This is a genomic window from Bradyrhizobium sp. LLZ17 (assembly GCF_041200145.1).
GTDB lineage: Bacteria > Pseudomonadota > Alphaproteobacteria > Rhizobiales > Xanthobacteraceae > Bradyrhizobium.
The window spans coordinates 7,700,356-7,716,404 of record NZ_CP165734.1 but is presented as its reverse complement, the minus strand read 5'-3'; the positions used below and the strand labels follow the sequence as shown (position 1 = coordinate 7,716,404).

At 63.2% G+C, this 16,049-nt stretch carries 13 protein-coding genes and 1 pseudogene; 7 read left to right on the top strand and 7 right to left on the bottom strand.

Annotated elements, in window-relative coordinates:
• Positions 1-28: 28 nt before the first annotated feature.
• On the bottom strand, positions 29-352 hold the full coding sequence (locus tag AB8Z38_RS36730) for a hypothetical protein (protein WP_369722405.1): 324 nt from the start codon (positions 350-352) through the stop codon (positions 29-31).
• Positions 353-1,017: 665 nt separating this feature from the next.
• Here AB8Z38_RS36730 and AB8Z38_RS36725 point away from each other — a divergent pair.
• The 4 genes from AB8Z38_RS36725 (at position 1,018) to AB8Z38_RS36710 (ending at position 5,127) form a co-directional block, all read left to right on the top strand.
• On the top strand, positions 1,018-1,353 hold the full coding sequence (locus AB8Z38_RS36725) for a GYD domain-containing protein (RefSeq protein WP_369722404.1): 336 nt from the start codon (positions 1,018-1,020) through the stop codon (positions 1,351-1,353).
• A 695-nt stretch (positions 1,354-2,048) separates the two neighbouring features.
• Positions 2,049-2,234 carry a hypothetical protein gene (locus AB8Z38_RS36720; RefSeq protein WP_369726703.1) on the top strand — a complete coding sequence of 62 codons (186 nt, stop codon included), beginning with the start codon at positions 2,049-2,051 and terminating at the stop codon, positions 2,232-2,234.
• Between the two features lie 272 nt (positions 2,235-2,506).
• Complete coding sequence (locus AB8Z38_RS36715) at positions 2,507-3,766, top strand: NRAMP family divalent metal transporter (protein WP_369722403.1); 1,260 nt, start codon at positions 2,507-2,509, stop codon at positions 3,764-3,766.
• Between the two features lie 131 nt (positions 3,767-3,897).
• A complete protein-coding gene (locus tag AB8Z38_RS36710) occupies positions 3,898-5,127 on the top strand; it encodes a mandelate racemase/muconate lactonizing enzyme family protein (protein WP_369722402.1) in 1,230 nt (409 codons plus the stop codon).
• A 20-nt stretch (positions 5,128-5,147) separates the two neighbouring features.
• Here the strand turns inward: AB8Z38_RS36710 and AB8Z38_RS36705 are convergent, their stop codons facing one another.
• The 4 genes from AB8Z38_RS36705 to rocF form a co-directional block, all read right to left on the bottom strand.
• The gene (locus AB8Z38_RS36705; protein WP_369722401.1) at positions 5,148-5,441 is read right to left on the bottom strand and encodes a hypothetical protein; all 294 of its coding nucleotides are present in this window, start codon (positions 5,439-5,441) and stop codon (positions 5,148-5,150) included.
• 99 nt (positions 5,442-5,540) lie between these two features.
• The gene (locus AB8Z38_RS36700; RefSeq protein ID WP_369722400.1) at positions 5,541-6,080 is read right to left on the bottom strand and encodes a c-type cytochrome; all 540 of its coding nucleotides are present in this window, start codon (positions 6,078-6,080) and stop codon (positions 5,541-5,543) included.
• Positions 6,067-7,335 carry a sulfite dehydrogenase gene (gene soxC, locus AB8Z38_RS36695; protein WP_369722398.1) on the bottom strand — a complete coding sequence of 423 codons (1,269 nt, stop codon included), beginning with the start codon at positions 7,333-7,335 and terminating at the stop codon, positions 6,067-6,069. Before soxC ends, AB8Z38_RS36700 begins: the two co-directional genes overlap by 14 nt.
• Positions 7,336-7,494: 159 nt before the next feature.
• Positions 7,495-8,457: an arginase gene (gene rocF / locus AB8Z38_RS36690; RefSeq protein WP_369726702.1), complete on the bottom strand. Its 963-nt coding sequence runs from the start codon at positions 8,455-8,457 to the stop codon at positions 7,495-7,497.
• 295 nt (positions 8,458-8,752) lie between these two features.
• Here rocF and AB8Z38_RS36685 point away from each other — a divergent pair, with 295 nt between their 5' ends.
• A complete protein-coding gene (locus AB8Z38_RS36685; RefSeq protein WP_369722397.1) occupies positions 8,753-9,013 on the top strand; it encodes a hypothetical protein in 261 nt (86 codons plus the stop codon).
• Between the two features lie 16 nt (positions 9,014-9,029).
• Here the strand turns inward: AB8Z38_RS36685 and AB8Z38_RS36680 are convergent, their stop codons facing one another.
• A complete protein-coding gene (locus tag AB8Z38_RS36680) occupies positions 9,030-11,774 on the bottom strand; it encodes an EAL domain-containing protein (protein ID WP_369722396.1) in 2,745 nt (914 codons plus the stop codon).
• Between the two features lie 57 nt (positions 11,775-11,831).
• A pseudogene (locus AB8Z38_RS36675) lies at positions 11,832-13,092 on the bottom strand (FecR domain-containing protein).
• 132 nt (positions 13,093-13,224) lie between these two features.
• Between AB8Z38_RS36675 and AB8Z38_RS36670 the strand changes: the two are divergent.
• Both AB8Z38_RS36670 and AB8Z38_RS36665 read left to right on the top strand, forming a co-directional pair.
• Positions 13,225-15,021, top strand: coding sequence for a ShlB/FhaC/HecB family hemolysin secretion/activation protein (locus tag AB8Z38_RS36670; RefSeq protein WP_369722395.1), 1,797 nt, complete (start codon positions 13,225-13,227; stop codon positions 15,019-15,021).
• Between the two features lie 152 nt (positions 15,022-15,173).
• On the top strand, positions 15,174-16,004 hold the full coding sequence (locus AB8Z38_RS36665) for an alpha/beta fold hydrolase (RefSeq protein ID WP_369722394.1): 831 nt from the start codon (positions 15,174-15,176) through the stop codon (positions 16,002-16,004).
• Positions 16,005-16,049 lie beyond the last annotated feature (45 nt).

The window sequence follows — 16,049 nt, the reverse complement described above, 5'->3', positions numbered from 1 at the left end:
ATCCTGTCGGCGCTGTGGTCATCAGCATTCATACACAAATGTTAATGACCGCGTTCGAAAAATCAACGGCGGGCCCGCAACAAACAGCGAAGTTCCCATTGGGGTTCAGCTGCTGCCAGCTCATGAACACACCCACGAGGCAGAGCACCGAGCAAAAGCCCGTGCCGCACATTTGCATCCAGTAACGGATCGGCATCGTGTCCCTGTAAAACACCTGCCGCGACCAGGCGAGCCAATCCGTGTTGACGAACAATATCTTTCGGTCGACGTAGCCGTACCACAGCTTGCGCGCGCAATAGACCGACACCGCGAACGCAAGGAGCCGATACCCGAAATCGATAAAAGGATTCATGCTCATGCAAGTCCAGGTCCTGGCTCGATGACCACGCCGTGCCTGCTCGTCGGTCGGGTCACGGCAGCCGACGCAATAGCGCTGCCTGGTTTTGGTGTGCCCGGACGGGATGCGGGTTCAATCGCGGCATGAGCGCCGTACGGCGGAGGCATCAGCGGGAGGCGGCTTCCTCCTGGAGGTTGCCGGTTCTGAACCCGGCGGGGGGACCGACTGGTGACGCGCGAATTTCCAGGATGCCATTGTGCCGGTGTTTTGCCCGACGGAGCAAGCTTTGTTCAAAAACGTGAATTGGATTCGGCGGAATGAAATCTCCCCGCGCGACGCCGGCGGCGATTGCCTAGCGCTTTGATCCTCGCGTGGTCCGCTGGGTCGAGAGGCGAGGAGGCCTTCGCAACTTGGCAGAGAAAATCTCGCCGCGGATCGCTCCATCGCGGTACTTCGCTGCCATCGCGTGGACCATCCTAATCCGGAATCGTCTTTTGCGCGCTCGCCGTCTGATGTATCTTCCCGGCCGAGCCGCCAACGAGGTGTGCCGAAGTCTCGTCAGTTAGTGGCGGCGTTTGTGCCCACGGCGGGCATTGTACTCCATCTTTTTCAGATACGGCCGTCGTGACGAGCAACTCGGAACGGCGGGAACGTGAATGAACCTCAGAAGGAGGATTGCCATGCATTTTTGTCTCACCGGGCAATACACACCACGTGCTCTCAACGCCATACTCGAAAAGCCGACGACCAGCCGCGAGGAAGCGGCGAGAAAACTCATCGAGGCGGCCGGCGGAAAGCTGATCTCGATGTACAGCGTCGCGGCCGACGGCCCTGGCGTTCTGGTGATTTTCGACGTGCCTGATCCGGCTGCAGCTCCGGCCATCTCCGGCTTGACCGTCACGGCGGGCGCGCTTCAGAACGTGAAATTGACGCGGCTCTTCACGCAGGACGAGATCAAGCAGGTGCGGCAGAACGCGGCCAAGCTGCGCACGTCCTATAGCCCCCCGGGCAGCTGATGCTCGAAAGTCGCTACGGAACCTAGCGCCAGAATCAGGTCAGCCTTCCATACGGTAGTTGTGCGGTATTTCCGGGACGGCGGCAGGCCGTAAGCTGATCCTGCCGGGGCTGATATTTCCATTCCGTAGAACGATTTTACCGGCAAGGGGCCGCCGCAAGGCGGCCCTTTCAATTCTTGACAGCGCAGATGCAGATGAGGGACCCGTCGGCGGACACGCTTCAATGTGAGCGCACGGAAGCGAGAGCCTGTGACATCAGCTTCGCTTGCGTGACGTGAAACATGAGAGGCCGCTGGCGAGCGGTCTCTTGCTTTATGCGCTCATGAGCCTGTAGGCGAGGACTGTCGAAAAAGACGCCTAATCCAACAATGGTGACTTTGAAAATGAGGACGGCGAGCATGCTGCACCTCCCTTTTGCAAATCACCCGAATTGTGCGCCTTGCCATGCCGCTCGCAAGCGACCGGAGATTTTCACGAACTTCAAATTCAACCTGAGAGGCGCGCCCAGCGTCGCACCAGCACAGCCCGATGCTGCCATATTGCCGGTGCTTGACCCGACATATCAAACTTTATCTAAAATTCAGCGAATGGGATTTGGCGGAATGAAATCTCTCTGCGCCAAGCTGAAGCACCACCGCGGAATGCCGATGGTCGGCGAGGCCAGGATACCAGAGACAGCCGAGGAGAGACGGACCATGTATTACGTCGCCGCCGTGTTGCTCGGGCTTTCAGGATTGTTCTACTCCGCCAGCCATCACGAACTCGGCCAGTTCGGCGCGGACGTCTGCAGCTATGGCAGCGCCTTCTGCGACAACCCGGTGGTGGTCTTTACCGGCGCTGCGCTCGCCGCCGCCTGGGGCATGTTCGTCAGCATGAAGTAGCGCGCAGACGCTAACGGCCGACCAGCCGGCGTGCCTGAACAGCTGAATTCCGGATGGCGATCTTTCGGATGCTCCGGCTCTGCAGGTGTTTTGCCCGACGAGTCAAACCAACGGGAAAGCGCCGGGTCGCTGCGCGAGCGCCGCTGGCCGCCCCGGGAACTTTCCGGCTATGATCGCGATTAGCCCTGGATTCGCAATTCCGGAAGGTCGCCCTGTCGAACCGAACAAAAAGCGCCGCCTCGAAGCACGACAGCGTCGTCGCAGCGACGAAGTTGGCGCCGGCGCTGCTGCAAAGGCTGGGGCCAGGCCTGATCACCGGCGCTGCCGACGACGATCCGTCGGGCATCGCCACTTATTCGCAGGCCGGCGCGCAATTCGGCTACGGGCTGCTGTGGACGGTCTTCCTCACCACGCCGTTCATGATCGCGATCCAGCTGGTGAGCGCGCAAATCGGCCGGGTCACCGGCAAGGGGCTCGCCGCCAACGTCATGCGGGTCGCGCCGCGCTGGGGGGTGATGGGGCTCGTGGCGCTGCTCGTTACCGCCAACACCTTCAACATCGCCGCCGACATCGCCGCGATGGCGGAGTCGCTCTCGCTGGTGATCGGCGGGCTCAACCACGAGCATGCGCTGATCTTCGCGGCCGGCTCGACCATCCTCCAGGTCTTCCTGCCCTACCGCCGCTATTCGCCGGTGCTGAAATTCCTGACGCTGACGCTGTTCGCCTATGTCGCGACCGCCTTCACCGTGAAGATCCCATGGAGCACCGCGCTGGTCGCCGCAGTGTGGCCAAAGGCGACCGTCAACGCCGATTATTTCATGATGGTGGTCGCCGTGCTCGGCACCACCATCAGCCCCTATCTGTTCTTCTGGCAGGCGTCCCAGGAGGTCGAGGAGATGAACCAGGGCGAACGCGAGCGGCCGCTGCGCGAGGAGACCAAGCGCGGCGGAGATCCCGAGCTCGCGCGCATCAGGGCGGACACGACGCTCGGCATGCTGCTCTCGAACGGCATCGCCTTCTTCATCATCCTGACCACGGCTTCGGTGCTGAACGCCAACGGCGTCACCAACATCAACTCGGCGACGGAAGCCGCCGAAGCGCTGCGACCGCTGGCCGGCGACTTCACCTTCGCGCTGTTCGCGCTCGGCATCATCGGCACGGGCCTGCTGGCGATCCCGGTGCTGGCGGGCTCGGCTGCCTATGCGGTTGCCGAGATCTTCGGCTGGCGCGCCACGCTGGAGGCAAGGCCGGAGAAGGCGGTCGGCTTCTACACCATCATCGCGGCCGCGACCATCATCGGCTTCGGCCTCGGCTTCACCGGCATCAGTGCGATCCATATGCTGGTGTGGAGCGCCGTGCTCAACGGCGTCGTCGCCGTCCCCATCATGGCAATGATGATGCTGATCGTCTCGAACAAAACCATCATGGGCCGCTTCAAGGCCCGGTCATGGCTTGTCGTGCTGGGCTGGCTCGGCACCGCGCTGATGGCGCTCGCCGTCCTCGCCTTGCTCGGCTCGTTCGTGATCGGCTGATCTGGAACGGCGCCCGGAAATGCACGCCCGCCGCGCGCTCTGCGGACTTCACGCCGGCCTGTCGCGAGCTTAACAATGCGACCTGGGGACCATAAGAGCAACAACGCCCGGTCCAGGCCACAGGGAGCGACATGACCAGCTCATCAAAAGCAGCAAGTCTCGAAATCCTCGCCTGCGACGCCGGCTGGAGAAACTACCACTTCGTCAAGGTGACGACGGACGACGGCATTGTCGGCTGGAGCGAGTTCGACGAGGGCTTTGGTTCGCCCGGCGTCGGCGCGGCGATCCAGCGCCTCTCGGCCCGCGTGGTCGGCCAGAACGTTTTCCAGCACGAGCGCATCCATGCCGAGCTGTTCGCCGCAACGCGGCCCGCCGCCGGCGGCGTGGTGGCGCAGGCGCTCGGCGCGATCGAGAACGCCCTGCTCGACGCCAAGGCGAAGTGTCTCGGCGTGCCCTGCTACGAGCTCTTCGGCGGCAGGATCCGCGACCGCGTCAGAGTCTACTGGTCACACTGCGCCACCTGGCGGATCAATCATCCATCCTGGTACAAGCCAGCGATCGAAGACCTCGACGGCGTCAAGGCGATCGGACGCGAGGTGCGCGAGAAGAAGTTCACCGCGCTCAAGACCAACATCTTCTCCTATGACGACGGCAAGCCGACCGGCTGGCGGCCCGGCTTCGGCTCGCCCTTCGCGCCCGAGATCAATGTCGACCGCAAGATCCTGCGTGACCTGCGCATGCACCTGGAAGCGATCCGCGACGGCGCAGGTCCTGATGTCGACATCTTGCTCGACTGCAACTTCAACGCCAAGACCGAAGGCTACCTCAAAATCCTGCGCAGCATCGCCGATCTCGACATGTTCTGGATCGAGATCGACAGCTTCAATCCGGAAGCGCTCGGCTACATCCGCAGGCAAAGCCCCCACCCGATCTCGTCCTGCGAGACGCTGCTGGGGTTGCGCGAATTCCTCCCTTATTTCCGCGAACAGGCGATGGATGTCGCGATCATCGACACGCCCTGGAACGGGGTGTGGCAGTCGATGAAGATCGCTTCAGCGGCGGAAGCCTTCGAGGTCAACGTCGCACCTCACAATTTTTACGGCCATCTTTGCACGATGATGAACGCGCATTTCTGCGCCGCCGTGCCGAACCTGCGGATCATGGAGATCGACATTGATCGCCTGGCGTGGGACCGGGAGCTGTTCACGCATGAGCCTGACATCCAGAACGGCCATCTGATGATTCCGGCCCGCCCCGGCTGGGGCACCGAGCCCAACGAAGAAGCTCTCCGCGCCCATCCGCCGAAGGCAAGCGGCGGACTCCTCAACTACGGCCGCAAGGCTGACGCCGAAACGAGCTGAGCCGCAACAGCTGACGCGAACTAGGGCGTCACGGGATTGATGGCAGGCGACGTTTTGGGCCCGGGCCGTTCCGGCTCGAGCGGCGATTTCGGGTCGGTCGGAAGCACCTTGGCGCCGGCGGCGCGCGCGGCCTCGCCGGTGGTCGCATACATCGCGACATGAGCCGGCTGGGTCTTGGCCCGGCTCCATGGGCCGTGGTCGACGATCAGCATCGCGGCAATCGTAACCGCCGCGACGACCAGCGCGATCACGCCGGGGTGCCGCAGTGCTGTTGCGATGGACTCTGAGAAACGTCCCGTCATCGAAGAAGCCACTTTTCATTCCTCCCGAGGGTTAACTCGATTCCGCCCCCGTGAGTTCCACCCTGATGTAAGTAGGTTCCCGCTTGATGCGCTGGAACTCGACGCCCCTCACTATTTCACGTCGGGCCGGGCATCACCGACGAACCCGTCGCGGTTCGGCATTTTGATCGCGGCAAGAGATTTCGCATCCAGCGTCGCATCGGCTGCGACCAATCCGTTCAAGTTCAGGACATAGGCCGACACCGCATACACCTCCTCGTTGCTCAGCGACTGCGGCGCATTTTGCGGCATGGCGCGGCGAATGTAATCGAACAGCGTCGTCGCGTACGGCCAGTAGCTGCCGACCGTGCGGATCGGCTTGGGCGTGGCGATCGTGCCCTGCCCGCCGGCGAGACGATCACCAAGGCCGCCCTCACCCTTGTCGCCATGGCAAGACGCGCATTGCTGAGCGAACACCTCGCGCCCCCGGCTGACCGAGCCCCGCCCCTCCGGCAGATTGCCGCCATCGCGGCCTACATCGATGTTCCAGCCCGCAATCTCGGCCACCGTCGCCGGCCTTCCGATGCCATAGGGGCCTTGCGCTCGCGCATCATTCGCCGAGGCGCACAGCAGGACCGCGAAGGCAATGCCGCAAATCTCACGCCAGCGCATTGGTCACCTCGCCATCAGAAGCGACACGCCAGGGCCAGATCGCGTTGTTGTGGTAGAAGTAGTTCTCGCCGCGCACCGCGAGCAGTTCGGCAAGCGTCGGCTGCACATAGCCGGTCTCATCGATCGCACGGCTCTGGATCACCGCGGGCTTGCCGTCCCACCGCCACGGCAAGCGGAAGCGCGTCAACGCGCGTGTCAGCACCGGCTCCTGCAGGGCCGCCTGTTGCCAGGTCTTGCCGTCGTCGACAGAGACTTCGACACGCGAGATCTTGCCATGGCCGCTCCAGGCAATGCCGGTGATCTCGTGAAAGCCCGGCCCGCTCAGACGTTGACCACCCGAGGGACGCGTGATGATCGACTTCGCTTCCATATAAAAGGAAAACTCACGCGCCGTGCCGTCCGGCAGCAGGTCGGTGTATTTCGAGGTCTCCTCGCGCGAATAGACGGGCTCTGCGGCCACGTGCAGACGCCGCAGCCATTTCACATTCATGTTGCCTTCGAAGCCCGGCAGCAGCAGCCGCAGCGGATAGCCCTGCTGCGGCCGTAGCCGTTCGCCGTTCTGGCTGTAGACCAGCATTGCGTCGTCCAGACATTTTTCGATCGGGATGCTGCGGGTCAGTGCGGCTGCGTCGGCTCCTTCGGCCACCACCCACTTGGCCTCTGGCTTCAGCCCGGCTTCCTGAAGCACCAGCTTCAGGCTGACGCCGGTCCACTCGGCACAACTGACCAGACCCACGAGGTCCGATGCCGTCTTGCCGTAGGGCTTGCTGTAACCGGGATTGCCGGAGCATTCGAGAAAGTGGATGCGCGATTCCGACGGGAAGCGCTGCAGATCGTCCATCGTAAAGATCAGGGGACGGTCGACCAGGCCGTGCAGCATCAGCCGATGCTGCGCCGGGTCGATGGTTGGGACACCGCCGTGATGCCGCTCGTAAAACAATCCGTTCGGCGTGATGATGCCGTCGAGCTCCTGCAACGGTGTCCGGCCGGAGGCAGAAATGTACTGCTTGAGGGTCTTCGAGATATTCTTGACGACGCCCTTCTCGAACGGCGACGGCGTACCATAGGGCTGGCTTCCCATCGGCTCGCCCGGCGTCTTCATCCACTCCGGAATGTTGGGCGGAAGGTTATTCGTTTCAGCAGCGGCGGTGCCGGCGCCAAGGACGGCTCCTCCAGCCGCGACGGTGCCGCTTTGCAGGAAACGGCGGCGAGTGATCCGGGAGGATTTTTCGTCGGGGTCGATTGTGCTGCTCATGACGGACCTCGGCTGAAGCTCGGCCCGCATGAAACCTTCCGCGAAGCGCGTTTGCAATTCGCTCGCATTTCAAAAGCAGGCGATTTAGATCAGGACTGATCTAAATCCACCGGTCGCGGCAGCAGTTCCCTTCTTTGCGGCGCACAAAAGGCTCGCTACTCACTCGCCCGGAGCGATCGCGTTGCTGGGCGTCGGCCGGTCGGCGATCTGCTGGCCAAACAGGCTGCCGATCAGCTCGACCGCGGTTCGCGCCGTGCGGCCGCGCTCGTCGAGAAACGGATTGAGCTCGACGATGTCGACCGATCCGACCAGCCCGCAATCGTGCAGCAGCTCCATGATCAGGTGCGCCTCGCGGTAGGTGGCTCCGCCCGGCACCGTGGTGCCGACGCCAGGCGCGACGCAGGGGTCGAGGAAATCGACGTCGAAGCTGACATGCAGCACGCCGTCGCTCGCCTTGACGCGCTCGATCACGCGGCGGATCAGCACGGCGACGCCGAACTCGTCAATCTGGCGCATGTCGGCAACCCGGATCCGGCGCGCGCGCATCAACTCCTTCTCAAGCTTGTCGATCGAACGTATGCCGAACAGGTCGAGCCGGTCGGGATCGATCGAGACGCGCGGATCATCGCCCAGCAGCCCCTCGAGGCCCGCCTCGCCGCACAGGAATGCCGCCGACATGCCATGCATGTTCGCGGTGATCGTCGTCTCCGGCGTGTTGTAGTCGGCATGCGCATCCAGCCAGAGCACGAACAGCTCGCGCCCGCGCTGCTGCCAATGGCGCGCCATCGCATTCACCGAGCCCATCGACAAGGTGTGATCGCCGCCGAGAAAGATCGGGATCGCGCCCGTGTTCGCAATCTCATAGGCGCGACGGCTGAGCAGGCGCGTCCATCTCTGGATTTCCCGGTAGTGATTGGCCTTCTCCGGCGGCCTGTCGGCGAGATCGCCGAACTCGGCGACCGACAGATCGCCATAATCCACGACTTCGAAACTTAGGCTTTCGAGCAATGTCGCCAGGCCGGCAGTGCGCAACGCCGCAGGTCCCATCAGGGTCCCGCGCTGCGAGGCCCCCATATCAATCGGCGCACCGAGCAAGGCGATGCGCCGGGCTCGGTCCGCCATGGTCTGAACGGTCACGGCAATCTCCTGCTCCCTAAGGTAGACCCTGCGGCAGCCTAACAGAGATTCTGCATCCGTCGTTCACGGGGGAGCAGCGAAAGCACGTCATGCGGGCCTGCACCCTGGAACCAAATCCCGGGCGCCGCATTTTTACTGCAAGGCCGGTGCCCGCCGTTTCACCACGGCGCCTGTCGCGGATAGCCAAAGGTCTTTCGAGACCCGCTGTTCAAAACGAGCGCGCGCGCGGATAGCCAAAGGCGCCGGCCTCAGTCACCTGTCAGGAGCGGAGTTCACGAACTTGACCACGGAAATTCCGCAGTCTGTTGACCAACCCGGCGTGGCCGAGCGCGCCATCGACGCCGCGACCGACGTCTCCCGCACCATCGGCGAAGTTGCGGGCGGCTTGCATACCGCTGTCGATCGCTTGACCTCCGTCATCGACGAAGCGCGAAAGCCCGGTAAACCACTCGCGACTGTGGCGGCGATCACCCGCGAAGCGCCTTTGGCGAGCCTGTTCGTCGCATTCCTGTTCGGCATCGCAGTGGCGCGCAGGCGCTAGAGCCGAAACGAGCCTCTCAAGCCGCGCTGGCGGCTGCACAGTCAACGCCGAGGAATTGCTTTTCAAACGCATCAGCTGGCATTGGGCGGCCGAAGAAATAGCCCTGCCCTTCCTCGCATCCCATGCTGACCAGGAAGTCGGCGGTGGCCCGGTTCTCGATGCCTTCGGCCACGACAGTAAGGCCAAGCTGCTTGCTGAGGCCAATCGTCGAGCTGACGATCGCGGCGTCATCCGGTTCCGCGAGCAGGTCGAGCACGAAAGACCGATCGATCTTGAGACCGTCGAGGGGAAACTTCTTCAGATAGCTTAAGCTGGCATAACCCGTGCCGAAGTCGTCGAACAGGATGCGGACGCCGAGCTCCTGGATTCGCTTGAAGATGTCGAGCACGCGAGCTTCGTCGTGCAGCAGGATATCCTCGGTGACTTCGATTTCGAGCAGCGACGGTGTCAGTCCGGTCGCCGCGAGCAGCAAGCCAACCGAATGGGCGAGATCGCCGGAGTGGAGCTGCGATGGCGACAGGTTGATGGCGACGCGCACGCTATTTCCGGACAATTCCCACGCACGCGCCTGCCGGCAGGCGGTCTCCATGACCCAGCTCGCGATGCGCTCGGAGAGCGCCGAGCTGTTGACCACAGGCATGAACTCTCCGGGCGACACATAGCCGCGCGCCGGGTGCCGCCAGCGGATCAGCGCCTCGGCTCCAACCAGGCCGCCGTCGACCAGGCGGACTTGGGGCTGGTAGAACAACTCGAACTCGCTGCGGTCGGCGGCGAGCGCGAGCTCGCTCTCCAGTGTCAACCGGCTCTCCAGCTCGTGCCTGATGGCACTCTCGAAGATCACGTGGCCGCCGCGCCGCGTGCCCTTCGCGCGGCTCAGCGCGAGATGGCCGTTGCTCAGGAGATCATCCGCGCCCTGTCCGGCTTCCGGATAGACGGCGACGCCGATGCTCATCCTGACGCGGTGCTGTCGCGTGCCGGTCACAAGCGGCGCTTCGAAGGCGCGCGCGACCCGGTCCGCAAACTCCGCGATTGGTTCGTCGGTTACGTCACAGTCAAGCACGATGGCGAATTCGTCGCCGCTGAGCCGGGCGACGACGGCTTTGCCAGCTGCCTCGGCCTGGAGGCGCGCAGCGACGGCCTTCAACAGGAGGTCGCCGGCCGCGTGTCCAAGCATGTTGTTGATCTGTTGGAACTCGTCGAGCCCGAGCACGAGCAGCGCGAGCTCGGAAGACCGTTGCTCCGCCGCTGCGATCAAGCTGACAAGCCTCGCATGCAGCGTGTTGCGATTGGAAAGACCCGTGAGCACATCATATTCGGCGAGATATCTGATGCGCTCCGCCTCGCGCTTGCGTACGGAAATGTCACGCAGGATGGCACCGTACTGAAACCCGTCCGCGCCCTGCCAGCCAGAAAAGCTTGCCTCGACAGGAAAAGTCTCGCCCGTCTTGCGCCGACCCTCGAACTCGACAACGACCGCGCCGCCCGGAATCAGCAGCCCCTGGCGCGCGGCGTCGCCCATCGAAAACGGCTTTCCGCCACCATTGGAAGGCACGGCGCACAGGCTTTCGAACGGGCGCCCGATCATCTCGGCCGGCATATAGCCGAAGATCGCACTGGCCCCTGGATTCCACACGGTGATGCGGTGATCCTCGTCGGTGCAGACCAGCCCGTCGCCGAGCGACATCGCGATCCGGTGAAAGCGACTCTCGGCGATGCGCCCCAGGAGGCTGCGGAAGTCGATCTCGTCGAGTGCAATTGCCATCAGGTAGGCAGCGATGACGACGTGGAATAGCGATGTGTCGATGACGAGCGGCCATCTCGCCTGCACCAGGACCGCGACCAGTTCGATCGCGGCACCCGCCGCGATCAGCATCGCGACGCGGAAGCCGGGGGCGAAGCGGCGCCAGGAGAAGATCATCAGAAGACAGAGGACACCCAGGGCGAGTATCGTGCCGGCGTCGGACGTCCGGCGCAGCGTCCGGTGCTGGAGGATTGATTCCGCAGCGAGTGCCTGTAGCACCGGACCCGATACGATGCGGCCATTCGGCACGCTGAAGCGATCGCCGAGTTCGAGCGCGGTGGCCCCGACAAGGATCTTCTTGTCCCTCAGCCTCGCCAGAGTGGCAGCGTCGCCTCGCAACACGTCGACGTAAGACACCTGCGGGATAGAACCTGGGCGAATGCTGAAATCGATCAGGAAAGGCGAGGTTCGGATTCCATTCTGTCCCGCCAGCACAACGGCCATCGAGGGCAAAAAGGTCTCGCCGATCTGCTCGCCGAATGGGTAACGACGAACAAGGCCATCGGGTTCGATCGCGACGTTGACGACGGCCGGCCAGGACTGGTTGCTAAATGGCTTCAGCGGGCGATTGATGTGAGCGGCGCCACCATTGGAGGCCGGTTGCTTGAAGGACGGCAGAATCGTCGCGCCGCCGACATCCCGCAGCGCCTTGGCCAGGGCCTCGTCGGTGGCGATGTCCGAGGGCGTGCTGAAATCGACGTCGAAGGCGACGTCCTGCGCACCGGCGCTTTCGAGCTTTCGCAGCAGTTCGGCATGCAGGAGGCGGGGCCACGGCCAGACACCGATCTGGTCGATCGAAGGGGCGTCAATGGCGACCACCACGACGTCGCCACTGGCCTCACGGGATTCCCAGGCAAACCGGAGATCGGTGAGCGCGTTTCGAACTGGACCATGCCATCCCGTGGACAGCACGATCGCCAGCGCAGTCGCGACCAGAATATGCGGTCGAAAGCGTTTCACCCGATCCTCCTGCACACCCGTTTCTGCAAATGTGCCCCCGTCCTCTAGGAAATCGCCTCAGTGTTTGCCGTTGGCGTGACCGTTGCTGCCGTTGCCGCCGCCATTCCCGTTGCCGTTCCCGTTATTGCCTTTGCCGTTACCGGTGGCGGCGTTATTGCTATTGCCCTTGTCGTTGCCCTTGCTCTTGCTGTCGTCGCCGCTGCCGTTTTTCCCATTGTCTGAATTTCCGTTGGCACCGGAGCTCCCGCTGGAGCTGTCGTTGGACGAACCTGCGGTCGTTGCGGCTATCGTCGTGCTCGCACCCGACGAGACCGTGCCGCTCGCGGCCGTGCCGGTGCTGGTCGTGACCGCCGTCTGGACGGCGCTATTGGATACCGTCGTGTTTGACTTGCCGTCGCTCCAGACCGTCTGGGTGTTGGAGTTCGACGCGTTTCTCGCGGAAGCCGGCGCTGGGGCTCCGTGCGCGAGCCCGTGCGTCACCTTGTGGAAGTTCAACTTCACTTCGCCGAGCGAGCCCGAGATCCGGATCACACCGGCCTTGGGATGAGACCCGCCGGCCGCCTGGTGGGACCTCGAGTCCGCCCCCGCCGCCTTCGGACCTTTCATGTTCTTCTCGACCTGGCCGAGCGCATGAAATGTGTGGCCGTTCGCAGCATTGCGCGGGACCGACAGGCCCGACTTCGGCACCGGGATTCTGCTCGATAGTCGAGGCACGCGGTTGACCTTGCTCGATGGCGTTGAACGTACCGGCCCCGCTCAGGCTGAGACCAGCCTTGCCGTGCTCGAAGGCGGTCGCCGTCTGGCCCGGCATCACCTGGGCAATCTGGCCCGTCTTGAAATCGGAGACTTCCACCTGGCCGCGAAGCACGCCGACCTTGGTGCTCCCCCCATCGACGGTGACGCTGAACTTCGTTCCCTTGACCACGGCCGCAAGATAGGGCGTCTCGACTTCGAAGTGCTTCACGTTACGCTTCTCGACTTCGAGGAAGATCTGGCCCGCCTGCTGCACGATGGTGGTCGAGAGCCCGTCCTTCTTTTCCGCCGGCACACCGACGACGGAGTTGGGCGAGATCAGGATGGTTTCCTCGCCGCGGACCAGGAGTACGCGGCCGTTGCGTCCGGTGCGAATGGTATCGCCGGACTTCAGTGTCTCTTCCTGCTTGAGTGAGGCTTGCTGCGCCCCGTCAGTTGCGATCCAGACATCTCCCGATGCCTTGCTGACCGACCAGGCATCGCCGTCCGCGGCGAAGGCATGAGAAGTACTTCCCAGTGCCAGCGCGGCCCACAGGGCGCGCCGCAGTCCAGCTCTGCTCAACATGATGGTCCTCAGTCCGCTAGTAGCCCGGTTCTGAGGGTTATCGGAAATGTCTCAAGATAGAATTAGCTGGACTCCCGGCAGGATGACCGGCCGCGTTAACCGTTCATTGACCATAAAAAACTATGAAAAATCATGCGGCTAACGTTCTCTTACAATTCTTCTGGCGGAACTCCGTCGTATGACGGAGAGCGGCATGCGTGGAAGCGCTTCCGGAGGTATTCCGCTGCCGTGATCGGCCTGCTGTTGCCGACGATTGCGGGAATTCCGCAATCCCTCGCGCAGCAGGCGAGTCAGCCGGGCTTCGATTCGCGGCAGACCGAGAAGTATTTTGACAACCAGACCGACCAAAATTCCCGCCGAGGCGCGTCTGTCAAACTGCCGGCCGTGGGTCGTTCCGATAACGGCGCCGATACCCGTCCGCAATTTGTCCTGCGCAACGTAAGCGTCCGTGGCGCGGATGCCGTTGCCCTGGATCGTATCGCCGCAACCTATCAGCCCTATCTCGCAAAGCATGTCTCGCAAGCGGACCTCGTGGCGATCGCGGGCGCGATCAGTGACCTCTATCGCTCCGCCGGCTTTCATCTCAGCCGGGCGATCGTTCCGCCACAGGACATCCAGAACGGAACCGTACAGATCCAGGTCATCGAAGGCTCCATCGTCGAGACCGAGCTCAAGGGCGACGGCGCTGAGCAGTTCGGAATTCGGCCGATGCTCGGCCCGGTGCTCGCCGAGCATCCGTCGCGACTGGCCACGCTCGAACGCCAGCTGTATCTGGTCAACGGATGGCCGGGAGTCCGGATCACCGATACCGCGCTCGAGGAGATCGGCCAGGCGACCGGTCGTTTCCGGCTCACCGTCTTTGTGAAGACCTGGCACATCTTCACCTCGTTCGGTCTGGATAATCTCGGATCCTCGACCGTCGGCCCCTGGCAGAGCTATGCGACAGGAGCGTTCAACTCCTATCTCACGCCGGGCGATACGCTGGCGGTGAACCTGTCGACCACCCCGAACGATCCGCGCCAACTTCGCTTCGGACGCCTGTCCTATGATGCCCCAGTCGGCGTCGACGGCGTACGCCTCGGTGCATCGCTTCTGCATAGCGAGGTTCGGCCGGGCGATGCGCGACGTCTCGTCAATGATGTCACCACGACAGATGCAGTCGAGCTGCGTGCCAGCATCGCGCCGGTTCAGTCGCAATTCTCGTCCCTGGTTCTGACGGCCGCCACGACCTACAGCAATGTGTCGGAACGCGATGTCTACGGTCCCTGGTACAACGACCACATCAGGACTGCGAGCCTGACCGCCGACTATCGGCTGAAGGATGATTTCGGCGGCACCATCTACGCGACCCTAACCTATCGCCAGGGCCTCGACATCTTTGGCGCCTCGCATTTCGGCGACGATCTCCTGTCGCACGACGGCGCTTCGTCGAACTTCTCCGTGCTGAACTTCTGGTTCACGCGCTACCAGACGCTGAATGACGCCTGGTCGCTGAAGCTGGCCGCGGCGAGCCAGACCGCATCGCGGCCGCTGTTCACATCGCAGCAATTCTATCTCGGCGGCGCGGCTTTCGGCCGAGGCTATGGCGCGGCTGAGATCAGCGGTGACAACGGGCTTGCCGGTTCGCTCGAGCTGCGCTTCGACCAGAAGCTCAACTTTCGCTACTGGAGCGGCTACCAGCTCTACGCCTTCGGCGACGCCGGCGCTGTCTGGAACGACGGCTACCGCCTGAGTGATGGCCTGTCGTTGACGTCGGCGGGCGCCGGCGTGCGGTTGTTTCTGTGGGACGATGTTCAGGCCGATCTCGGTGTTGCCGTCCCCTTGAGCTACCGGGCGCCGGACAACGAGCGGCGCAGCGCACGTTTCCTGTTCACGCTCTCAAGCGCCTTCCGGCTCTGCCCGGAGCGCGGCAAGGCGAACTGCCTCTAGCCGCGTCTTTTTGCGCCGCACCATCTCATGCTGGTGCGTTTTGAGCTCCTGCCCACGGGCTTGCCTAAATTTAATCCCGGAAGGTGCTCACGATCGCTCGATCCGGGAGGTCCCAATGACCATCTTCAGTCAAACGTGATTGAGACGGAACCATGAAGAAGGTCTTTGCGATCCTGGCTTTTGTCTGCGTCCTTGGCGTCGCCGAGTACGTGGTCGTCAGCAAATTCGCGATCCGCCACGAAATGCTGACCTTGTTCGACGCCGCGCGCCAGCGGCCGATCTCGGTCGAGATCGCAGTGCGTCGCGATTACGAGACCAAGGCCAATCTCGGCCTCTGGAAACTTCCGCTCGCGATCATCAGCAATGGCAACACCGTCAAGGCAACCGAGTATTCCTTCCTCGCAAACGTGCTCGCCGCGCGCGGCTATCTCGTTGCCAGCATCCAGCAGGACCTGCCGACCGATCCGCCCCTGATGACCCATGTCGGCCAGCCCTATGTCGGCCGGCGCGAGGTCTATATGCGTTGCGAGGCCAACATCCTCTACGTGCTCGGCGAGCTCAAAAGGCGGCAGGAGAACGCTGACTTCGATCACCTGACGCTGGTCGGTCATTCCAATGGCGGCGACGTCTCGATGTATGTCGCCCGTCAGCATCCGGAGCTGGTGTCGAAGGTCATCACGCTCGACAATCTCAGGGTCCCCTTCGTGCTCAGCGACAAAATGAAAATCCTGTCGTTCCGCTCCAAGGATCCGCACTTCGTGACGGACCCCGGCGTCCTGCCGACGCCCGAAGAAGCCAAGGCGCGCGGCATCGACATCGTCCGTACCGGCGCACAGCACACGGAGATGAGCGATCGCGGTCCCGACTCGGTCAAGGAGAAGATACAGGCGACGCTCGATCGCTTCCTGAGTGAGAGCGCCAGCAGCTCGCTCGCGCCGGCCGATACGACGAGCCCGATGATCATGAATCCCGCCGACTACTAGCCGGGAGCGCTTTGCGGCAGATCAAGGCTGCTCCGAGCCGGCCAC